18 protein-coding genes are annotated in these 18,587 nt (G+C 63.9%); 11 read left to right on the top strand and 7 right to left on the bottom strand.

Annotated elements, in window-relative coordinates; translation table 11 throughout:
* Positions 1-59 precede the first annotated feature (59 nt).
* A complete protein-coding gene (gene tuf / locus B4393_RS04690) occupies positions 60-1,253 on the top strand; it encodes an elongation factor Tu (protein ID WP_030096667.1) in 1,194 nt (397 codons plus the stop codon).
* 89 nt (positions 1,254-1,342) lie between these two features.
* Here tuf and B4393_RS04685 read toward each other — a convergent pair whose 3' ends face one another.
* Both B4393_RS04685 and B4393_RS04680 read right to left on the bottom strand, forming a co-directional pair.
* Positions 1,343-2,692, bottom strand: coding sequence for an oxygenase MpaB family protein (locus tag B4393_RS04685; RefSeq protein WP_078333143.1), 1,350 nt, complete (start codon positions 2,690-2,692; stop codon positions 1,343-1,345).
* 97 nt (positions 2,693-2,789) lie between these two features.
* Positions 2,790-4,172 (bottom strand): oxygenase MpaB family protein, encoded by a 1,383-nt coding sequence (locus tag B4393_RS04680; RefSeq protein WP_078333142.1) that lies wholly within the window; start codon positions 4,170-4,172, stop codon positions 2,790-2,792.
* Positions 4,173-4,493: 321 nt separating this feature from the next.
* Between B4393_RS04680 and B4393_RS04675 the strand changes: the two genes are divergently transcribed.
* Positions 4,494-5,294 (top strand): hypothetical protein, encoded by an 801-nt coding sequence (locus B4393_RS04675; protein WP_109558391.1) that lies wholly within the window; start codon positions 4,494-4,496, stop codon positions 5,292-5,294.
* A 176-nt stretch (positions 5,295-5,470) separates the two neighbouring features.
* Entirely contained in the window at positions 5,471-6,304 is an 834-nt protein-coding gene (locus B4393_RS04670) for a mycofactocin-coupled SDR family oxidoreductase (RefSeq protein ID WP_078333141.1), read from the top strand.
* Between the two features lie 10 nt (positions 6,305-6,314).
* Here B4393_RS04670 and B4393_RS04665 read toward each other — a convergent pair whose 3' ends face one another.
* From B4393_RS04665 to ddaH, 4 genes are read right to left on the bottom strand one after another with little or no spacing between them, the layout of a single operon-like run.
* The gene (locus tag B4393_RS04665) at positions 6,315-7,196 is read right to left on the bottom strand and encodes a universal stress protein (RefSeq protein ID WP_078333140.1); all 882 of its coding nucleotides are present in this window, start codon (positions 7,194-7,196) and stop codon (positions 6,315-6,317) included.
* Complete coding sequence (locus tag B4393_RS04660) at positions 7,193-8,668, bottom strand: APC family permease (RefSeq protein ID WP_078333139.1); 1,476 nt, start codon at positions 8,666-8,668, stop codon at positions 7,193-7,195. Before B4393_RS04660 ends, B4393_RS04665 begins: the two co-directional genes overlap by 4 nt.
* A gap of 26 nt (positions 8,669-8,694) precedes the next feature.
* Positions 8,695-9,915 (bottom strand): ornithine--oxo-acid transaminase, encoded by a 1,221-nt coding sequence (rocD, locus tag B4393_RS04655; RefSeq protein ID WP_078333334.1) that lies wholly within the window; start codon positions 9,913-9,915, stop codon positions 8,695-8,697.
* 56 nt (positions 9,916-9,971) lie between these two features.
* Complete coding sequence (gene ddaH / locus B4393_RS04650) at positions 9,972-10,829, bottom strand: dimethylargininase (RefSeq protein WP_109558379.1); 858 nt, start codon at positions 10,827-10,829, stop codon at positions 9,972-9,974.
* Between the two features lie 134 nt (positions 10,830-10,963).
* Between ddaH and B4393_RS04645 the strand changes: the two genes are divergently transcribed.
* Together B4393_RS04645 and B4393_RS04640 are read left to right on the top strand one after the other, a co-directional pair.
* Positions 10,964-11,416 carry an Lrp/AsnC family transcriptional regulator gene (locus B4393_RS04645; RefSeq protein WP_070938500.1) on the top strand — a complete coding sequence of 151 codons (453 nt, stop codon included), beginning with the start codon at positions 10,964-10,966 and terminating at the stop codon, positions 11,414-11,416.
* A 77-nt stretch (positions 11,417-11,493) separates the two neighbouring features.
* Complete coding sequence (locus B4393_RS04640; protein ID WP_165758476.1) at positions 11,494-12,663, top strand: NAD(P)/FAD-dependent oxidoreductase; 1,170 nt, start codon at positions 11,494-11,496, stop codon at positions 12,661-12,663.
* A gap of 19 nt (positions 12,664-12,682) precedes the next feature.
* Here B4393_RS04640 and mftR read toward each other — a convergent pair whose 3' ends face one another.
* On the bottom strand, positions 12,683-13,279 hold the full coding sequence (mftR, locus tag B4393_RS04635) for a mycofactocin system transcriptional regulator (protein WP_078333137.1): 597 nt from the start codon (positions 13,277-13,279) through the stop codon (positions 12,683-12,685).
* A 104-nt stretch (positions 13,280-13,383) separates the two neighbouring features.
* On the opposite strand from mftR, the gene mftA reads away from it, so the two are divergent.
* The 6 genes from mftA to mftF all read left to right on the top strand — a co-directional run bounded on the left by mftA (position 13,384) and on the right by mftF (position 18,581).
* Positions 13,384-13,488 carry a mycofactocin precursor MftA gene (gene mftA, locus B4393_RS04630; protein WP_030096679.1) on the top strand — a complete coding sequence of 35 codons (105 nt, stop codon included), beginning with the start codon at positions 13,384-13,386 and terminating at the stop codon, positions 13,486-13,488.
* 14 nt (positions 13,489-13,502) lie between these two features.
* The gene (gene mftB / locus B4393_RS04625) at positions 13,503-13,808 is read left to right on the top strand and encodes a mycofactocin biosynthesis chaperone MftB (RefSeq protein WP_078333136.1); all 306 of its coding nucleotides are present in this window, start codon (positions 13,503-13,505) and stop codon (positions 13,806-13,808) included.
* Positions 13,805-15,052 carry a mycofactocin radical SAM maturase gene (gene mftC / locus B4393_RS04620; protein ID WP_078333135.1) on the top strand — a complete coding sequence of 416 codons (1,248 nt, stop codon included), beginning with the start codon at positions 13,805-13,807 and terminating at the stop codon, positions 15,050-15,052. The genes mftB and mftC overlap by 4 nt, the downstream gene beginning before the upstream one ends.
* Positions 15,053-16,231, top strand: coding sequence for a pre-mycofactocin synthase MftD (gene mftD, locus B4393_RS04615; protein WP_078333134.1), 1,179 nt, complete (start codon positions 15,053-15,055; stop codon positions 16,229-16,231).
* 158 nt (positions 16,232-16,389) lie between these two features.
* Complete coding sequence (gene mftE / locus B4393_RS04610; protein ID WP_078333133.1) at positions 16,390-17,136, top strand: mycofactocin biosynthesis peptidyl-dipeptidase MftE; 747 nt, start codon at positions 16,390-16,392, stop codon at positions 17,134-17,136.
* Positions 17,133-18,581, top strand: coding sequence for a mycofactocin biosynthesis glycosyltransferase MftF (gene mftF, locus B4393_RS04605; RefSeq protein ID WP_078333132.1), 1,449 nt, complete (start codon positions 17,133-17,135; stop codon positions 18,579-18,581). The genes mftE and mftF overlap by 4 nt, the downstream gene beginning before the upstream one ends.
* Positions 18,582-18,587 lie beyond the last annotated feature (6 nt).

Here is an 18,587-nt window from a genome sequence, read left to right as displayed (position 1 = left end):
GCACCGCGCCCCTGGCGCAAAACTGTAAGTAATAACAACAAGAGTCCAGGAGGACACAAGTGGCGAAGGCGAAGTTCGAGCGGACGAAGCCGCACGTCAACATCGGGACCATCGGTCACGTTGACCACGGCAAGACCACTCTCACTGCAGCTATCACGAAGGTGCTGCACGACAAGTATCCCGATTTGAACGAGGCGTCGGCCTTCGACCAGATCGACAACGCTCCCGAAGAGAAGGCTCGTGGTATCACGATCAACATCTCGCACGTGGAGTACCAGACCGAGAAGCGTCACTACGCGCACGTCGACGCCCCCGGTCACGCTGACTACATCAAGAACATGATCACCGGTGCTGCCCAGATGGACGGTGCGATTCTGGTGGTTGCCGCGACCGACGGCCCCATGCCGCAGACTCGCGAGCACGTGCTGCTCGCCCGTCAGGTGGGTGTGCCCTACATCCTCGTCGCGCTGAACAAGTCCGACATGGTGGACGACGAGGAGCTGCTGGAGCTCGTCGAGATGGAGGTCCGGGAACTGCTGAGCAGCCAGGACTTCGACGGCGACAACGCTCCCGTGGTGCGTGTCTCGGCGCTCAAGGCGCTCGAGGGCGACGCCGAGTGGGGCAAGACCGTTGCCGACCTGATGGACGCGGTTGACGAGTCGATCCCGGACCCGGTCCGCGAAACCGACAAGCCGTTCCTGATGCCCGTCGAGGACGTGTTCACCATCACCGGTCGTGGCACCGTGGTGACCGGTCGCGTCGAGCGTGGCGTGATCAACGTGAACGAGGACGTCGAGATCGTCGGCATCAAGGACACCACCACCAAGACCACGGTCACCGGTGTTGAGATGTTCCGCAAGCTGCTGGATCAGGGCCAGGCCGGTGACAACGTCGGTCTGCTGGTTCGTGGTGTGAAGCGTGAGGACGTCGAGCGTGGCCAGGTTGTGGTCAAGCCCGGCACCACCACCCCGCACACCGAGTTCGAGGGCAGCGTCTACATCCTGTCCAAGGACGAGGGCGGCCGTCACACGCCGTTCTTCAACAACTACCGTCCGCAGTTCTACTTCCGCACCACCGACGTGACCGGTGTTGTGACGCTGCCGGAAGGCACCGAGATGGTTATGCCCGGTGACAACACCGACATCTCCGTCAAGCTGATCCAGCCGGTCGCCATGGACGAGGGCCTGCGTTTCGCGATCCGTGAAGGTGGCCGTACCGTCGGCGCCGGTCGCGTGACCAAGATCCTCAAGTGATCTAAAGACGCCAAGAAAACGGCGCTCACCCTTCGGGGTGGGCGCCGTTTTCGTTGTGCGCCAACGTCGATATTCCGTCAACGTCGAATTCAGCGTGCGAACGCGTGCCCGGAGGTGTTGTTGTCGTGCATGGTGTACGTCGAGGCCACCTTGCCGCGCTTCTCGATGAACTCGGACAAAAGGTTCTGCACCGCACTGGGATTGGGGTTGAAGGAGTCCAACTGCCGACGCACCAGGCCGATTCCGGGGAGTCGGTCCATCGCCGCGCTCGCTTGTGCATTGACCGCGGCCGCTCTGCTGAATAGCCAGCCCGACAAACGATGATTGACGCCCTCAAAGGTTGTGTCCCGGAAGAACTCGTCCATGGCCGCCGGTCCCATCAGCATGGAGCCGGGGCCGGCGATCACCTCCGCGAAGAGGCGTCTGACCGGGCCACTGCGCGCGCCCGACATGCCCGTGGCCAACGCCTCGATGAGCTCGACGCGCCAGCGCGAGGCGTCACCCGAGCGTGCCAGTAGGTAATCAAGATTGCGCATGGCGTCGATGCCGGTGCGCGGCAGCAGGTCTTCGGTGACACCGAACATCAGCGCCCACCGCAGCAGATAGTGCCAGACATCATCGATTTCCCTTAGCGTGCAAGACCGTCCGAGGCGGTAGTCGACAAGGAGCGCCCCCAGCATCGCCTCGATGAACCCGCACATGGATGCGTTCGAGATGGGTGCGCCGAATTGGGCGTAGTTGTCCTCGCCCCAGGCGCTGCGCAGGCCCCGCCGGGCCAGGGAGTGCACCAGCCGCACCCGCATGGTCAGTTTGATCTGCTCCGAGCCGGGTACCAGGCCGTCACGATCGAAGATCATCGAGAAGAACCGGTTGGTCTCGGCCAGCCGTTGGGCACTCTGATAGCGGAACCGGCCGGTGGCTCCGGTCGCTGCCGACACATCCGAGTTCATGACGGTATCGAAGACTGCAAAGGTCGTCATGACGGCGGTGGTTGCGGTGGTTACCTGCCGCGCGCGCAGTCGTCCTCGTTCGGCCTTTTCCGGATCCCACCACTGTGGCACTCGGTAGGCATCCGCGAACAGTGCGCGTAGCGCCTCGGGAGGATTGTCCAGGCTATCGACGCCGTGCTCGACGGCCTGCTCGAACAGGGCGCGAGCCTCGGCGGAGCCGAGTTCGTGAAACAGCTCCACCACAGCGTCCATCGGCTCGTCGCCCTGCCACATGTGGTCATCGAATATGCGGGTTGCCGGGGTGGGAGTTACCTCGTCCTCAACGTCGAACCAGGGATCGAACAGGTAGTGCCGGCAGTGACGCCATATCCAGCCGAATTCGTTCTTGCCCTCGGGAATTGGACGTAGGTCCATTCCCTGGCGGAAGTAGTAATCAAATGGGTGCGGTTCGCCTGACTGCGGTTTGTCGACCACGGTGAGCTTGGACATCCGAGCGCCTCCTGCGATTTGACGTCGACGTCATTGACAACGTGCATTGTCAATATTAGGCCGCCTGGTCGGGGCTCACAAGTGGTGAGTTGTCGAACTACCGGGCAAAGGCGCGTCCGGCGGTGTTGTTGTCGTGCATGGTGTAGGTCGAGGTGACCTTGTTGAGCCTCTCGAGGAGGCCAAAGGCCGGGTTCATCACCGTGCTCGGATTGGGCAGCAGGGTGCCGTAGACGATCCTGCGTGCCATGTGCGTGCCCGGGACTCGATCGCGGATCGCGGCGATTCTGGCGCTGACCGACATCGCGGCGTGCAGGGCCATGCCGGGGATTTGGCGGGGGAGGTGCTCATAGCTGGTGCCGCGGACGAATTCGTCCATCGCCTTGGGGCCCATCAGGACCCAGCCCGGCGCGCCGATGCCGGCGATGAACATCGCGTCGCTGAGCAGCCTGCGGAAACGTGCTACGGGTAGGGGAGCGATGACGGCCGAGGGCAGCGCCGAGAGGACCTCGACGAGTTCGACCCGCCAGCGCGAGGCGTCGCCGGAGCGTGCCAGCAGATAGTCGAGATTGCGCATGGCGTCGGTCCCGGTCTTGGGGCAGATCTCCTCGGTGATGCCGAAGAGCAACGCCCATCGCGTCATGTAATGCCACGCGTCATCGAGTTCGTCGAGGCTGCAGGGCCGACCGAACCGATGCTCGATGAGCATCTGTCCCAGTGATTCGGCCTCGATGAATCCGCACATCGACGAGTTGGAGATGGGCACGCCGAAATTGGCGAAGTTATCCGGGCCCCACGCGGAGCGAAGGCCCTTGCGGGCCAAGGAATGTACGAGACGAACGCGCAGTGTCATCTGTATCTGCCATGACCCTGGAAGCATGGCATCGCGGTCGCGCAGTGCTGCGAAGAAGCGTGCGGTCTCAAGGAGGCGTTGTTGACCCTGGTCGCGGAACCTGCCGGAGGCGCCGGTGGTGGCCGATACGTCCGAGTTCATCACGGTGTCGAAGACTCCGAACGATGTCATCAGGAGCACCGTGGGCGCGGCCATTTGATTGAGGCGGACCCGGCCGCGCTCCGCCTTGACCGGGTCCCACCATTCCGGGACCCGGTAGGCATCTTCCAGAAGTGCGCGCAGCTCTTCCGGCGGATCGTCCAGGGAGTCGATGCCTTGGGTGATGGCCTGTTCGAAGAGGGGCCGCGCCTGTGCGGATCCCAGCCGCTCGAACATGGCCACCACGGCGTCCATCAGCTCGTCACCCTGCCACATGTGATCGTCGAAAACCCGCGTCAGTGGGGTCGGGGAGACGTGGTCCTCGACGTCGAACCAGTTATCGAACAGGACGTGGCGACAGTGGCGCCAGATCCAGCCGAATTCGTTCTTGCCCTCAGGGATTGGGCGTAAGTCCATTCCGGGGCGGTGGTAGTAGTCGTACGGGTGGGGTTCGCCGGGTAGCGGTTGGTCGACCACGATGAGCTTGGGCATGCGAGTGCCTCCTGTCGGCGATGTCGGCATCGTTGACAACATCCATTGCCAATATAAGACGGCCGTCTGCGTTTGTCACGCAGTGGGTTCGATGCGGTCTCGGTCTTCTCGCCGGCGGTCGGCGCCTTCATGTCATCCCCGGCGGCGGGCGACTGATTGCCAGCGTCGATGTCTCCGGAGAAACGATCGGTTTAGGCAATGTCGGTGTGTACTTGCCCGTTTTGAGGACCTCCAGGCTCTGCGCGCAAATGTGGATGCCGGCCCGTCCTGCCTCGTCCGTTTGTGATGATCAGCGTGGGCGACTGGAGGATGATGATCCCTATGAACGTGGTCGCACGCTTCCTCAAAATCCTGGCTTTCTCGCTGCTGTGTGGGATCGTCGGGCCAATTTTCATCGTGATGTATTACGTGATCGACGAACCCGCCACGAGCTGGATGTTGTACAGCGGTATCGGCATCACCATCGGGATCGTGGTCTTGGCTTTCGTGTTGACCTTGCTGTTCACCAAGAACGACGAGGCCCGCAAGCTATTGGAGGCCAACGGAATTCTCGCGCTCGCCGACGTGGTGGCGGCAAATGAGACCGGGATGACCGTCAACGACCAGCCGGTCATCAAGCTGACCCTGCAGGTGCATGGCGACGGAATAAGCCCGTTCCGCGCCGAGACGCGGGCCCGGGTATCGGTACTTCAGGTGCCGACCCTCTCGCGCGGCAAACTGGTCGTGCTGGTCGTTCCCGGCACCGAGCAATTCCAGATCGACTGGCAGCGCAGCGCATTACTCAATGGGCAGGTGCCGGCCAAGTTCAGCAGTTCCTCCCAGGGGCGCGAGTACGACCTCACCGGGCAGGCCGGCCCGCTCTTCGAGATCATGAAGGTGCTCAGGGCCAACGGTATCGGCACCGACGGTGTGGTGGACATCCGCTCGAATCCTGTTGTTCGTCAACAGATTGATGCGATTTTGCGCAAGACGGACGGGGCCCAGCAGTCGTCCAGCGCGGACGCCGGCACCAGCGGTTCGGTAGCAGACCGGCTTGCAGAGCTTGATCGACTCAAGCTGGCGTCACTGGTGTCCGAGGTCGAATACAACGACAAGCGTGCGGCGATCCTCCGCGACCTCTAGTTCGACCCTGTGGGTTCCTCGATGCGATCGATGGCGGGGCGCGGTTGAACGCCCGATGCATGGCCGGCGCCTGCTCGATCGTCGTGGGCGGCGTTCTGCCCGCTGAGCGGCCCTCAATCTGGAACACGTTCTAGAAATGCTGCTAGCCTGGTTTCGATCGCAAAGGAGCAAGACACATGGCGGATCAGCCGGCCCATCAGACCTTGTCCGGAAAAGTGGCCTTCGTAACCGGTGCGGCCCGTGGGCAGGGACGTCAGCACGCAGTGCGACTGGCCCAAGCCGGCGCGGACATCGTTGCGATCGACGCCTGTGCCCCTGTGTCGGACTACGCGGGATACGAGGCCGCGACACCCGAAGACCTCAAGGAAACCGTCAGGCTCGTTGAGGCGGCCGGGCGCACGATCATCGCGGAGCAGGCCGATGTCCGCAATGGTGCCGCGCTACAGAGTGTGGTCGAGGAGGCGGTCGCGCAGTTCGGGCACATCGACATCCTCATCGCCAACGCGGGAGTGCTCAGCTGGGGCCGGCTGTGGGAGATGTCTGACCAGCAATGGGAAGACATCATCGATACCAACCTGACCGGTACTTGGAAGACCGTGAAAGCCGTTGTGCCGACGATGATCGAGGCCGGTAACGGTGGCTCGATCGTGATCGTGAGCTCGGTGTCCGGGCTCAAGGGGACCCCGGGTAACGGCGCCTACGTTGCCTCGAAATTCGGTTTGACCGGCCTCACGAAGTCGTTGACGATCGAGCTGGCCGAGTACGGCATTCGGGTCAACTCGATCCACCCGTACGGGGTGACCACGCCGATGATCACCGGCGACGCCATGATGAAGATTCTCGCCGATCACCCCAACTATCTGCCCAGTATCGCGCCAATGCCGTTGTCGCCCACCAAGATGCTCGAACCCGACGAAATCTCCGATGTGGTGTTGTGGTTGGCCGGCGATGCATCCGGCACCTTGGCCGGCGCGCAGGTACCGGTGGACAAGGGGCACCTGACGTACTGAACCTCCTGGGCTAGCCCGGCATCACCACGACGGGGACCGGGCTGTGCCTGACGATCTTGGTTGCGCGGGACCCGAGGAAGACACGGGCGACGGTGCTGTGTGGGCGGCTGCCGAGGACCAGCAGCTCGCCATCGACCCACTCGGCGTTGTCCAAGGCGTCATCCCAGGTATCGCCTGTCACGACCTTCAAGTCCACATCGGGTGTCACGATGCCGTTCTGACGGAGCGACGCCAGCGCCTCCTCGGACTGGGCGACCCAACTGGCGAGTACCGCGTCCTCGGCCTCGGGACCGACGCCCGCGGTGAGCATGGTGCGGCCGCGCACGGCGAAGGTGACCACACGCAGCGGTGCATGCAGTCGCTGCGTCAGCCGAACTGCTTGTTGCACAACATCGACCGCGTCTTCAGTACCGGGATAGCCACACGTCACCCGACTGACCGTGCCGGCTTTCGACCCGCGGTAGCCGCGCGGACTGATGGCCAGCGGGACGGGGGAGGAGTGCAGCAGCCGGTCACCTGTCGATCCCAGGACCACCTGCCCGAGGCGCCCCTCCGAGGCTGAGCCAACGACCAACACGTCCGCGTCGGATGCCTCGACGGCTTCCAACAGGCCGCCGGACACCGAGCGGTGAGCCACGTTATGAAACGTGACATCGATTCCGGCAGCGATCTTTTCGAGGTATGCGGCGGCCTCGGTTTTTGAATCCTCGGAGAGCTTTTGAGCCCACTGGGCGTATTCGGCGTCGATCTTGGCCTTTGACAGTGTGGTCCATGGCTTCGGCACCACCGTGGTGACGGTGAGCGAGGTCCCCAAGACGCGGGCTGATTCGACCGCCAGGTGCAAGGCGCCCTTGCCGCCCTTACCGGAGAGGTATCCGACGACGACGGTCATACCGGTTCCTTCTCCGGTAATTCCGCAGGGTCGTTGGGTGAGTTGTTCAGTGCGCTGTGGTGCCTCCCCCACGCCAGGTAGAACACCAGAACGATGCTGACCCAGCACCCGAACGCGATCCACGTGATCCAGGGCAGGCTGAACAGGATGTAGCCGCAGGCGATGACGGATAGCACGGGAGTCACCGGATAGCCGGGAACGCGGAAGGCGCGCGGCAACTCGGGTTCGCGCACCCGCAAGATGATCACACCGATCGATACGACGATGAACGCGGTGAGTGTCCCGATCGACACCATGTTGGCGAGACTGTCGAGGGGGACGAAGGCGGCCATGAAGCCCACGACCACCGCGACGATGATGGTGTTGTTCACCGGCGTCAGCGTGCGGGGGTTGACCTGCGCGAAGATCGAGGGCAGCAGGCCGTCGCGGCCGATGGCGAACAGAATGCGGGTCTGGCCGTACATGGAGACCAGGGTTATCGAGAAGATCGAAATCACCGCACCCGCCGCCAGGAATGTACTGGCAGAGGTGCTTCCGGTGACTTTGTCGAGAATCAGGGCGAGGCCGGCGGACTGCCCCTCGAATTCCCTCCAGGGTTGGGCACCCAGGGCGGCCAGCGCGACGACGAGGTAGAAGGCGGTGACGATGAGCAGGGCCGCGATGAGCGCGCGCGGCATGGTTCGCTGCGGGTCCTTGACTTCCTCGCCCGCGGTGGACACCGTGTCCAGCCCCACATAGGTGAAGAAAATCGTCCCGGCGGCGGCCCCGATGCCGCTGACACCGAACGGCGCGAAGTCGGAGAAGTTGCCAGCCTGAAATGCGGTGAAGGCGATGATCGCGAACACGGTCAGCACGGCGAGTTTGAGTAGCACCATGATCGTATTCACCAAGGCGGATTCGCCCGTTCCGCGGATGAGCAGGATCGCACACATGACGATCAGGAGCACCGCGGGCAGATTCAGCCAGGCATGCGGTGCCCCGGGATCGGCGTTGTCCCAGGGCGCGGCGCTGATCGCGTGTGGCAGATGCCATCCGAAGAGGTTCATCAAAAGCTTGTCGAGGTACTGACTCCAGCCCACGGCCACCGCTGCGGCCGATACCCCGTATTCCAGCAGCAGGCAGGCGGCCACGCCCATCGCCGCCAGTTCACCCAGGGTGGTGTATGCGTAGGAGAACGAGGAGCCCGATACCGGTACGGCCGAAGCCAATTCGGCATAACAGAGTGCGGCCAGCCCGGCGGCGAGGCCGGCAACCAGGAACGAGGCCATCACCCCAGGCCCCGCCTTGGGCACCGACTCGGCCAAGATGAAAAAGATACCGGTGCCCACTGTGGCGCCGACACCGATCATGGTGAGCTGGAACGTGCCCATCGACTGCTTCAGGTGTCCGCCCGCACCATGAGCGGTAGGCGCGCCCGATGTCGGACGACGCCGCAGCAGCTGCTGGGCAAGGCTGGGTGACGAGGGTGCCATAGTGCCTCCTGTGGCCGGGGCGAAAACTACCGGAAGGTGGCCAGCACGTCAGCGAACTGGTCTATTGCCCAATCGATTTCGTCCTCGGTGATGACAAGGGGTGGTGCGAACCGGAGGGTCGCGCCATGCGTGTCCTTCACTAAGACGCCAAACTCTGCCATGCGCAGACTGATTTGTCTTCCCGTTGCCAGATTCGGGTCGACGTCGACCCCGGCCCACAATCCCAGCGAACGCACTTCGGTGACACCATGGCCGATCAGGGCGTCGAGACGGGCTCGCAGGTGTGTTCCCAGAACCGCTGCCCTGCGCTGATATTCACCGCGCTCCAGGATTGCCACCACGGTCGACCCAACGGCTGCGGCCAATGGATTCCCGCCGAAGGTTGAGCCGTGTTCGCCCGGATGCAGCACGCCGAGCACGTCGGTATCGGCCACCACTGCCGACACGGGAACCACGCCGCCGCCGAGCGCCTTGCCCAGGAGGTAGATGTCCGGGACCACGTTCCAGTGGTCGCAGGCAAACAGTCGGCCGGTGCGCGCCAGCCCGGCCTGGATCTCGTCGGCAATGAACAAAACATTGTTCTCGGTGCACATTGTGCGGACGGCGGGCAGGTATTCGTCGGGTGGGATGACGATGCCGGCCTCGCCCTGGATGGGTTCGAGGAGAACGGCGACCGTGTCACCGTCGATCGCGCGCCGCAGGGCGGCGGCATCACCGAACGGGACCACGCGAAACCCCGGGGTGAACGGCCCGAACCCGCCGCGCGCCGTCTCGTCGGAGGAGAAGCTCACAATACTGATGGTTCGGCCATGAAAGTTGTTGTGTGCCACCACGATATTGGCACGACCTGGGGGCACTCCCTTGACATCGGTGCCCCATTTACGGGCGACCTTGATACCGCTCTCCACCGCCTCGGCCCCGGTGTTCATCGGCAGCACCATGCCCTTGCCGCACAGGCGGGCCAGGTCGCGACAGAACGTTCCGAGGCGATCGGAGTGGAAGGCCCGGCTCACCAGCGTCACCGTGTCGAGCTGTGCGTGTGCTGTCTTGAGGATTTCGGGGTTTCCATGGCCGAAGTTCACCGCGGAGTAGGCGGCCAGGCAGTCCAGGTAGCGTCTGCCATCCACATCTTCGATCCATGCACCCTCACCACGATGGGCGACGACGGGTAGCGGCGCGTAGTTGTGCGCGCCGTATTGCTCGGCCAACTCGATGTATTGAGAACTCTTGTATGAATCGGGAGACATGCCGGGAGCCTGTTCGGATCGTGCGTGACGCTCTTCGCCCAAGTGGCTCATCGCAGTCACGAGTGCAACTCCAGTGTGCAGCATTTCACCGATCCGCCGCCCTTGAGCAGTTCGGAAAGATCGATGCCGATCGGTTCGAACCCGGCATCGCGGAGTTGTTGGGCGAATCCGGTCGCCGCGGCGGGCAGTATGACGTGGCGACCGTCGGAGACCGCGTTCATACCGAGGACATAGGCGTCGACGGAACTGGCGGTAATGGCGTTGGGGTACATGGACCGCAAGCGGGCCTGGGATGCCTCGCTGAACGCCGGTGGGTAGTACGCCACAGTCTGTGGATCCAGTACTGCCAGTGCCGTGTCCAGGTGATAGAACCTCGGATCGACGAGCTCTAGCGTCACCACCGGAATGTCGAGCATTGTCGCAATCTCGGCGTGCGACCCACTGTCGGTGCGGAAGCCCGTGCCCGCCAACATGATATCGCCTACCAGCAGGAAGTCGCCCTGCCCTTCATTGGTGTACTGGGAGTGCATCGGGTGCAGTTCATGCTGACGCATCCATTCGGCGTGTGCGTCGGACTCGCCGGCACGCTCGGCGTGTTTGAACCGTGCGACAACGGCTTTGCCGCGTAATACGATTCCGCCGTTTGCGGCGTAAACCATGTCCGGTAGGCCGGCAACGGGGGGCAGGATGTCTACCGTGTGCCCCAGTCGTTCATAGGTGGCGCGCAACACATCCCATTGTGCGGTGGCGAGCGCCGGGTCGACCGGATTGGATATGTCCATCCAGGGGTTGATCGCGTATTCAACGGTGTAATACGTCGGCGGCACCATCACGTAGTGGCGCGTCGTCGGTGTCCTGTCTGGTTGTTCAATCGGCGAGTCGGCCGGGTGCCCATGCTCGTGTACAACGGTCATGGGCTGAGCGTATGAGAGCCGATTCCTGCAATCAATCTCCATCCATTGCGCAGCTGAGTGCGATTCATTGCGTCTAGGCGCGCGATTTGGCAGTCTATTGCGAGAGAGAGTGAACGGTTGGAGGAGGAAGGTTCATGGCGGAGCTGGACGCCACCGATGAGCGGATCGTGACCCTGCTGATGCGCAATGCCCGGGCGACATTCGCCGAGATCGGTGAGGAGGTCAATCTTTCGGCACCCGCGGTCAAGCGTCGAGTTGATCGGTTGGTCTCGACGGGGGTCATCAAGGGCTTCACCACCGTGGTCGATCGCGCTGCCGTCGGCTGGAACACCGAGGCGTACGTCCAGATCTACTGTCAAGGCACCATCACTCCGGAAGCCTTGCGCCGCGCGTGGATCGACATCCCGGAGGTGGTGAGTGCGGCGACAGTGACCGGAACCTCCGACGCGATGCTGAGGGTTTTGGCACGCGATATCCAGCACCTTGAGCGGGCGCTGGAACGTATCCGCGCCAGCGCGGATATCGACCGCACCGAGAGCATTGTGGTGCTTTCCAACTTGGTGGACCGAGCGCAGGTCCAGGGCTAAGCGGCGCGGGCGATAGGCCTGACATCACGCGTGTCCAGTCGTGTAAGAAGAAACCCATGACGGACGCAGAACGTGGAGTGCTGATCATCGGTGGTGGGCTGGGTGCGGTGCGAACCGCCGAGCAGTTGCGCCGTGCGGAGTTCGCCGGACCGATCACCATCGTGAGCAGTGAGAACCACTTGCCCTACGACCGTCCTCCGCTGTCCAAGGACGTCCTGCGCGACGCGGAGAAGACGATCGACGCGGTGGTGCTCAAGCCACGAGAGTTCTACGACGAGAAGCAGATTGAACTGCGGCTCGGGGTGGCGGTGACTGCGCTGGACCCCGCCGCCCGAACTGTCACCCTGAGCGACGGCAGCATCCTGGAATACGGCGAGGTCGTCATCGCGACCGGCCTTGTTCCCCGCCGCATCCCGTCATTCCCTGAGTTGGCCGGTATTCATGTCCTGCGCACGGCCGACGACAGCTTCGCGCTGCGTGGTGATGCCGAGACCGCGCGGCGCGCGGTGATCATCGGGGCAGGGTTCATCGGGTGCGAGGTGGCGGCCACATTGCGGGCCAACGGAGTTGAGGTGGTTCTGGTGGAACCGCAGCCCGCGCCGTTGGTAGCGGCGATCGGTCAGCAGCTCGGCGACTTGGTGGCCAGGCTGCATCGTAGTGAGGGTGTCGACGTTCGGGTGGGTGTCGGCGTGGACGCGGTGACAGGGGAAGGGCGGGTCGAGTCCGTCATCCTGTCGGACGGGACACAACTGGACGCCGACCTGGTCGTGCTGGGTATCGGGAGCCGGCCCGCGACCGACTGGCTGGACGGGTCGGGTGTTGCCGTGGACAACGGCGTGGTCTGCGACGCGGTGGGTGGCACCGGCACCCCGCATGTGTGGGCGCTGGGTGACGTCGCGGCGTGGGCCGATGTCGACGGGCGACCAAACCGGGTGGAGCACTGGAGCAATGTCGCCGACCAGGTTCGTGCGCTTGTCCCGGCCTTGCTGGGGCAGGAGCCGGCCGCGGGTACTACTGCTGTTCCGTATTTTTGGAGTGACCAGTACGACGTCAAGATTCAGTCGCTTGGGCACCTGGGGAACTCCGACACCGTGCACCTCATCTCCGATGATGGCCGCAAGTTCTTGGCCTACCTAGAGCGCGACGGGGTGCTGACGGGTGTCGTGGGCTGCGGGATGGCCGGTCCGGTGATGAAGATGCGGGCCAAGATCGCGGCGGGGACGCCCATCGCCGAGGTGCTGGAGTAGCCGCCTGCCCTGGCGAGATCTAATCCAGGGCGCGCAGGCCCGCCTCGGCGGCATCGAAGCCCTTGCCGAGCAGTGTGGTGAGTTTCGATGACTCGTCGGCGAGCCATCGTTCATACGCCGCGAGCGCCACGCCCAGCAGCGTCCAGGCAACGGTCTGCGGTAAGAGGGCGTTGGGATCCGTGCCGCCGCGCCGGGCCACGAACTGCGCGATGACATCGCGCCAGCCGGTGTACATCAGCATCGAGTACGCCTGTAAGGCCGGGATTTCCAGGATCAGTCTCATCCGCATGCGATGCCGTGGTGTTTCGTCGACCGGAAAGTCGTTGAACGTCAATACCGCCTGCCGCAGCGCGGTACTGGTATTTACCGTGTCCGGAGTCTCGTCCAGGAGCGCGCGCATCACCTCGAGGTGAGAGTCGAAGTCTCCCCACACGATTGCGTTTTTGGAGTTGTAGTACCGAAACACCGTGCGCCGGGCGATACCGGCCGCCGCGGCGATGTCATCGACACTTACCTCGTCGAATCCGTGCTGCGCGAACAGCGCCATCGCCACCCCGGTGATCTCGTCACGGGTTGTCGAAGGGCGTCGTCCAACGCGCGCCGGCTGGACACTCATGCCGATAACTCCGCCATTTCCTGACACCCTCTTCCCTTTCTGCACTCGATGCCATTATTATCGTGACCGTCGCCACAGTCCAGACTCACAAGGGAGTGAACAAGATGGCCGAGCCCACCACTGTCGCCGGACAGACCACCGACACCGAACTGGTGCAGGAATCGCTGGTCGAAGAGGTGTCGATCGACGGGATGTGCGGCGTCTACTGAGACGCCCCATCTCAATGAGCGCCATGATTGATGAGGCGCCCGCCGGTTTCGACTGGACACAGCCCTGGCAGTTGCATCCCCAGGTGTCGCTGCGCCCAGAACCATTCGGGGCGCTGCTCTACCACTTTGGAACGCGCAAGCTGTCTTTCCTGAAAAACCGCACTCTGCTGCAGATCGTGCAGACCCTCGTCGACCACAGCAGCGCCGAGAACGCTTGGCGGGCGGCCGGTGTCAATGACGGCCAGGTTGTCACCTACCAGCAGGCGCTGACCGTGTTGGCGGATTCGAAAATGATCGTGACCCGAGAGGACGCCTCATGACGAGCGCTCCGGCAGTACCCCGCCTTAATGTCGCCGGCGTTGCGGCTCCGAAACTGGTTGAGCAGTTCGAGCAGGGGCTGGATGCTCCCATCTGCCTCACCTGGGAGCTGACCTACGCCTGCAACCTGTCCTGCGTGCACTGCCTGTCATCGTCGGGCAAGCGCGATCCGCGGGAGTTGTCCACGCAGCAGTGCAAGGACATCATCGACGAGCTCGAGCGCATGCAGGTGTTCTACGTGAACATCGGCGGTGGGGAACCCACTGTGCGATCGGACTTTTGGGAACTCGTCGATTACGCCACCGAGCACCACGTGGGAGTCAAGTTCTCCACAAACGGCGTGCGGATCACCGAGGAGGTGGCGGCGCGGCTGGCCGCGAGCGACTATGTCGACGTGCAGATCTCGCTGGATGGTGCCACTGCCGAAGTGAACGACGCGGTGCGTGGTGCCGGATCATTTGCCATGGCGGTGCGCGCACTGGAGAATCTGGCGGCCGCCGGATTCAAGGACGCGAAGATCTCTGTGGTGGTCACCCGCCACAACGTGGACCAACTCGATGAGTTTGCCGCACTGGCGGCTAAATACGGTGCGACGCTGCGGATTACCCGGCTACGCCCCTCCGGCCGTGGCGCCGATGTGTGGGACGAGCTGCACCCGACGCAGGTACAGCAGCGCCAGCTGTACGACTGGCTGGTACTCAACGGCTCACGGGTACTCACGGGTGATTCCTTCTTCCACCTCTCGGCGTACGGTGATGGTTCCGGGGGTTTGCCGGGGCTCAACATGTGCGGTGCCGGCCGGGTGGTGTGCCTGATCGACCCGGTGGGTGATGTCTACGCTTGCCCCTTCGCCATCCATGATCGTTTCCTGGCCGGAAATGTGGTGTCTGACGGCGGATTTGACGAGGTATGGAAGCACTCGCGGCTCTTCAACGAGCTGCGCGAGCCGCAGTCGGCCGGCGCATGCGGCAGCTGCGGGCACTATGACAGCTGCCGGGGAGGCTGCATGGCGGCTAAATTCTTCACCGGGCTCCCCATGGACGGGCCCGACCCGGAATGTGTCCAGGGCTACGGTGAGGCTGCCCTGGCCGGCGACCGCGTGGTGCCCAAACCCAGTGGTGACCATTCACATTCGAAGAGCAAGCGCAGCCCGTCCGGCGGGCCCGTCGCGCTGACTCTGACGCGTCGGCCGCCGTCACGCGCATGCGACGAGAACCCCCTTTCCAACCTACGAGCAGGACGGTAGATGGCCCGCAACACATGGTTCGAGACAGTCGCGATCGCCCAGCAGCGGGCTAAAAAACGACTGCCGAAGTCCGTCTACAGTTCGCTGATCTCGGCCAGCGAAAAGGGGTTGACCGTCAGTGACAATGTCGAGGCATTCGGGGAACTCGGATTCGAGCCGCATGTGGTCGGCATCCAGCCGGACCGTGAGCTGTCGACAACTGTTCTGGGGCAGGAGATTTCTCTGCCGGTCATGATTTCGCCCACCGGGGTGCAGGCCGTCGACCCCGACGGTGAGGTCGCCGTGGCGCGGGCTGCCGCCGCGCGCGGGACGGCGATGGGCTTGTCCTCGTTCGCAAGCAAGCCCATCGAGGACGTGGTGGCCGCCAACCCGAAGACGCACTTCCAGATCTACTGGTTGGGCGGCCGAGACGACGTGGCTCAGCGCATCCAGCGTGCGAAAGATGCTGGTGCAGTGGGTCTTATCGCGACTCTCGACTGGAGTTTCTCGCACGGGCGCGACTGGGGGAGTCCCGCCATCCCCGAGAAGATGAACCTGCGATCGATGATTCGATTGGCGCCCGAAGTGGTGACCAAGCCCGGTTGGCTGTGGTCATTCGGGAAGGGCATGAACATCCCGGACCTGCGGGTGCCGAACCAGTCTGCTCGTGGCGAGGCCGGCCCGCCGTTCTTCGACGCTTACGGGCAGTGGATGGGAACCCCGGCGCCCACGTGGGACGACGTGAAATGGATGCGTGAGCAGTGGGACGGTCCGTTCATGCTCAAGGGCGTTATGCGCATCGACGACGCCAAACGCGCTGTGGACTGCGGAGTTTCGGCGATCTCGGTGTCGAATCACGGCGGTAACAACCTCGATGGCACGCCGGCGTCGATCCGTGCGTTGCCCGGCATCGCCCAGGCTGTCGGAAACGATATCGAGGTGCTGCTGGACGGTGGTATTCGCCGGGGCAGCGATGTCGTTAAGGCGTTGGCTCTCGGCGCCCGCGCGGTGATGATCGGGCGGGCATACCTGTGGGGTCTGGCGGCCTCCGGTCAGGCCGGTGTCGAGAACGTTCTGGACATCATGCGCGGCGGTATCGACTCGGCGCTGATGGGGCTCGGAAAGAAGTCTGTGCACGAGCTGTGCCCAGATGATCTTCTCATCCCGGAGGGGTTTGCCCGGGGCCTCGGACGGCACTAGTTCGGCGCATCGGGAATTGAACACGGTGTCCGGCTGCGTCGGTGTGGCGGCAGGGGCTGGCGTGAAAATCGGGGCGAAATAGCCCCCCTCGCATATGCCGACGGCCAGCAAGGATGTAAAGACCTCGATCGGGTGCGCCAACTTTGGATGCATTTGACGTGAATTCGGCCTACCATCGGCGGGTGGCTGTTCCGACTGTCTTGAGCACCGCCATCTCCCCGGAGCTCGCAGACGAGGCCATCACTCTGTTCACTCCACTCGGCTCGACCGAACAACACGGGCCGCACTTGCCGCTGGATACCGACACCCGGATTGCCAGTGCTGTGGCAACCGCTGCGGCCCGGGAGTTGGCGGCCGCCGCGGTCGGTGGCCGGACGGCCCTCGCCCCGGCGATTGCGTATGGGGCGAGCGGGGAGCACCAATCCTTCGCTGGAACGATCTCGATCGGTACCGAGGCGCTGCGGCATCTTCTCGTGGAGTACGCCAGGTCCGCCGCCCAGTGGTGCCGGCGCATCGTCTTCGTGAACGGTCATGGCGGCAATATCGAGGCGACCGTCTCAGCGGTTCGTCTGCTGCGCGCGGAAGGCCGCGACATAGCGTGGTGGCCGTGCGCGGTCGAGGGCGGAGACGCTCACGCGGGTCACGTGGAAACGTCTCTGCTGCTGCATATTTCACCGGATGTGGTGCGCCGCGAGGAAGCGCTCGCCGGAAATTCGGCACCGCTGCGTGAGCTGATGGCGCCCATGCGAGCGGGCGGTGTGGCCGCGGTGAGTGCCATCGGTGTGCTGGGCGATCCGACCACCGCGAGCAGCCAGGACGGCGCGCGGATGTTCGCGACGATGACTCGACGATGCGCCGACGCGGTGCACCGGTGGACACCTGATGCCGACGGGCGGCTGGTATGACCACGAATGACGAGCAGGCGCAGAACGTGTCTACGCCGCAGGAACGGCTGCCCGATGGGTTCGCGGTTCAGGTGGACCGGCGCGTTCGCGTTCTCGATGAAGGCTCGGCGCTGCTGGGCGGCTCTCCGACTCGGCTGCTGCGATTGGCGCCTGCGGCGCGGACGTTGCTTTCCGGAGGGCGACTTGAGGTTCGCGATGCGACCAGCGCCCAGCTCGCGCGGACGCTGCTGGACGCCACCGTGGCGCATCCCCGTCCGGTAGGCGGACCCGGATATCGCGATGTGACTGTTGTTATTCCATGTCGTGACAACGGATTTGGATTGCGCCGATTGCTGCGTGCGCTGCGCGGTATGCGCGTGATCGTGGTTGACGATGGTTCCACCATCCCGATCCTGGAGAGCGATCTAGAGGGTATGCATTGCCCGGTGGAGGTGGTGCGCCACGACGACAGTCAAGGTCCGGCGGCTGCCCGTAACACCGGCCTGAAGCTGGCGACCACGGACTTCGTTGCCTTCCTGGATTCCGATGTGGTGCCCAGGCGCGGTTGGCTCGAGGCGCTGTTGGGACACTTCAGTGATCCGGCGGTTGCCCTTGTCGCGCCGCGAATCGTGGGATTGGTGTTGAGCGACAACGCTATTGCTCGATATGAGGCGGTACGCTCCTCGCTGGACCTTGGTCTGCGGGAGGCGCCGGTGGTGCCGTACGGCCCGGTCTCGTATGTCCCCAGTGCGGCCATCGTGGTTCGTCGGTCCGCGATCGACGAGATCGGTGGGTTCGACGAATCGCTGCAGTGCGGTGAGGACGTCGACCTGTGCTGGCGGCTGATCGAGGCGGGTTCCCGGCTCCGGTACGAGCCGGTGTCTCATGTGGCTCATGATCATCGGCTGACTCTCCGGGAATGGTTCGCGCGCAAGGCATTCTACGGAAAGAGTGCGGCGCCGCTGTCGACTCGCCACCCCGACAAGGTGGCGCCCATGGTGATCTCGCGATGGACGCTGCTGGTATGGATTCTCGCGGCGGTGGGTTCGGGAATGGGCTATCTGGCTGCGGTAGGCATGGCCGCGCTCGCGGCCGGACGCGTGGCGCGCTCGCTGCGCGGAGTGGACACGCCGCCGCGTGACGTCATGCGGGTGGCTGCCCAAGGGGTGGGTGGAGCCGCGCTGCAGATCGCATCCGCGCTCTGCCGTCACTATTGGCCATTGGCATTGGTGGCGGCCGCGCTGTCGCGGCGCAGCCGGCAGGTGCTCGTGGTGGCCGCCATTGTCGACGGCGTGGTCGATTGGATGAAGCGCAACGACAGTTCGGCCTCGCCCGATGACCGCATCGGTCTGATCGAGTACGTACTTCTGAAGCGCCTGGACGACATCGCCTATGGGTTTGGGTTGTGGTCCGGGATGATGCAGGAGCGCGATCTCGGTGCGCTCCGACCGGAACTCCGGCCCTGAGTAGGC

Origin of the sequence: Mycobacteroides franklinii (genome assembly GCF_002013895.1) — a bacterium.
Taxonomy (GTDB): domain Bacteria; phylum Actinomycetota; class Actinomycetes; order Mycobacteriales; family Mycobacteriaceae; genus Mycobacterium; species Mycobacterium franklinii.
Note: the sequence above shows the minus strand (reverse complement) of the source record. Positions and strands in the feature narration are given on the sequence as shown.

Bases quoted from the DNA above. Each gene is read 5' to 3' on its own strand.
- mftB (WP_078333136.1), top strand. From the start codon at position 13,503: ATGAGCGCCATGATTGATGAGGCGCCCGCCGGTTTCGACTGGACACAG.
- mftR (WP_078333137.1), bottom strand. From the start codon at position 13,279: ATGAGTGTCCAGCCGGCGCGCGTTGGACGACGCCCTTCGACAACCCGT.
- ddaH (WP_109558379.1), bottom strand. From the start codon at position 10,829: ATGACCGTTGTACACGAGCATGGGCACCCGGCCGACTCGCCGATTGAA.
- mftD (WP_078333134.1), top strand. From the start codon at position 15,053: ATGGCCCGCAACACATGGTTCGAGACAGTCGCGATCGCCCAGCAGCGG.
- mftF (WP_078333132.1), top strand. From the start codon at position 17,133: ATGACCACGAATGACGAGCAGGCGCAGAACGTGTCTACGCCGCAGGAA.
- B4393_RS04685 (WP_078333143.1), bottom strand. From the start codon at position 2,692: ATGTCCAAGCTCACCGTGGTCGACAAACCGCAGTCAGGCGAACCGCAC.
- B4393_RS04680 (WP_078333142.1), bottom strand. From the start codon at position 4,172: ATGCCCAAGCTCATCGTGGTCGACCAACCGCTACCCGGCGAACCCCAC.
- B4393_RS04645 (WP_070938500.1), top strand. From the start codon at position 10,964: ATGGCGGAGCTGGACGCCACCGATGAGCGGATCGTGACCCTGCTGATG.
- B4393_RS04675 (WP_109558391.1), top strand. From the start codon at position 4,494: ATGAACGTGGTCGCACGCTTCCTCAAAATCCTGGCTTTCTCGCTGCTG.
- B4393_RS04660 (WP_078333139.1), bottom strand. From the start codon at position 8,668: ATGGCACCCTCGTCACCCAGCCTTGCCCAGCAGCTGCTGCGGCGTCGT.
- B4393_RS04670 (WP_078333141.1), top strand. From the start codon at position 5,471: ATGGCGGATCAGCCGGCCCATCAGACCTTGTCCGGAAAAGTGGCCTTC.
- mftA (WP_030096679.1), top strand. From the start codon at position 13,384: ATGGCCGAGCCCACCACTGTCGCCGGACAGACCACCGACACCGAACTG.
- B4393_RS04665 (WP_078333140.1), bottom strand. From the start codon at position 7,196: ATGACCGTCGTCGTCGGATACCTCTCCGGTAAGGGCGGCAAGGGCGCC.
- mftC (WP_078333135.1), top strand. From the start codon at position 13,805: ATGACGAGCGCTCCGGCAGTACCCCGCCTTAATGTCGCCGGCGTTGCG.
- rocD (WP_078333334.1), bottom strand. From the start codon at position 9,915: ATGTCTCCCGATTCATACAAGAGTTCTCAATACATCGAGTTGGCCGAG.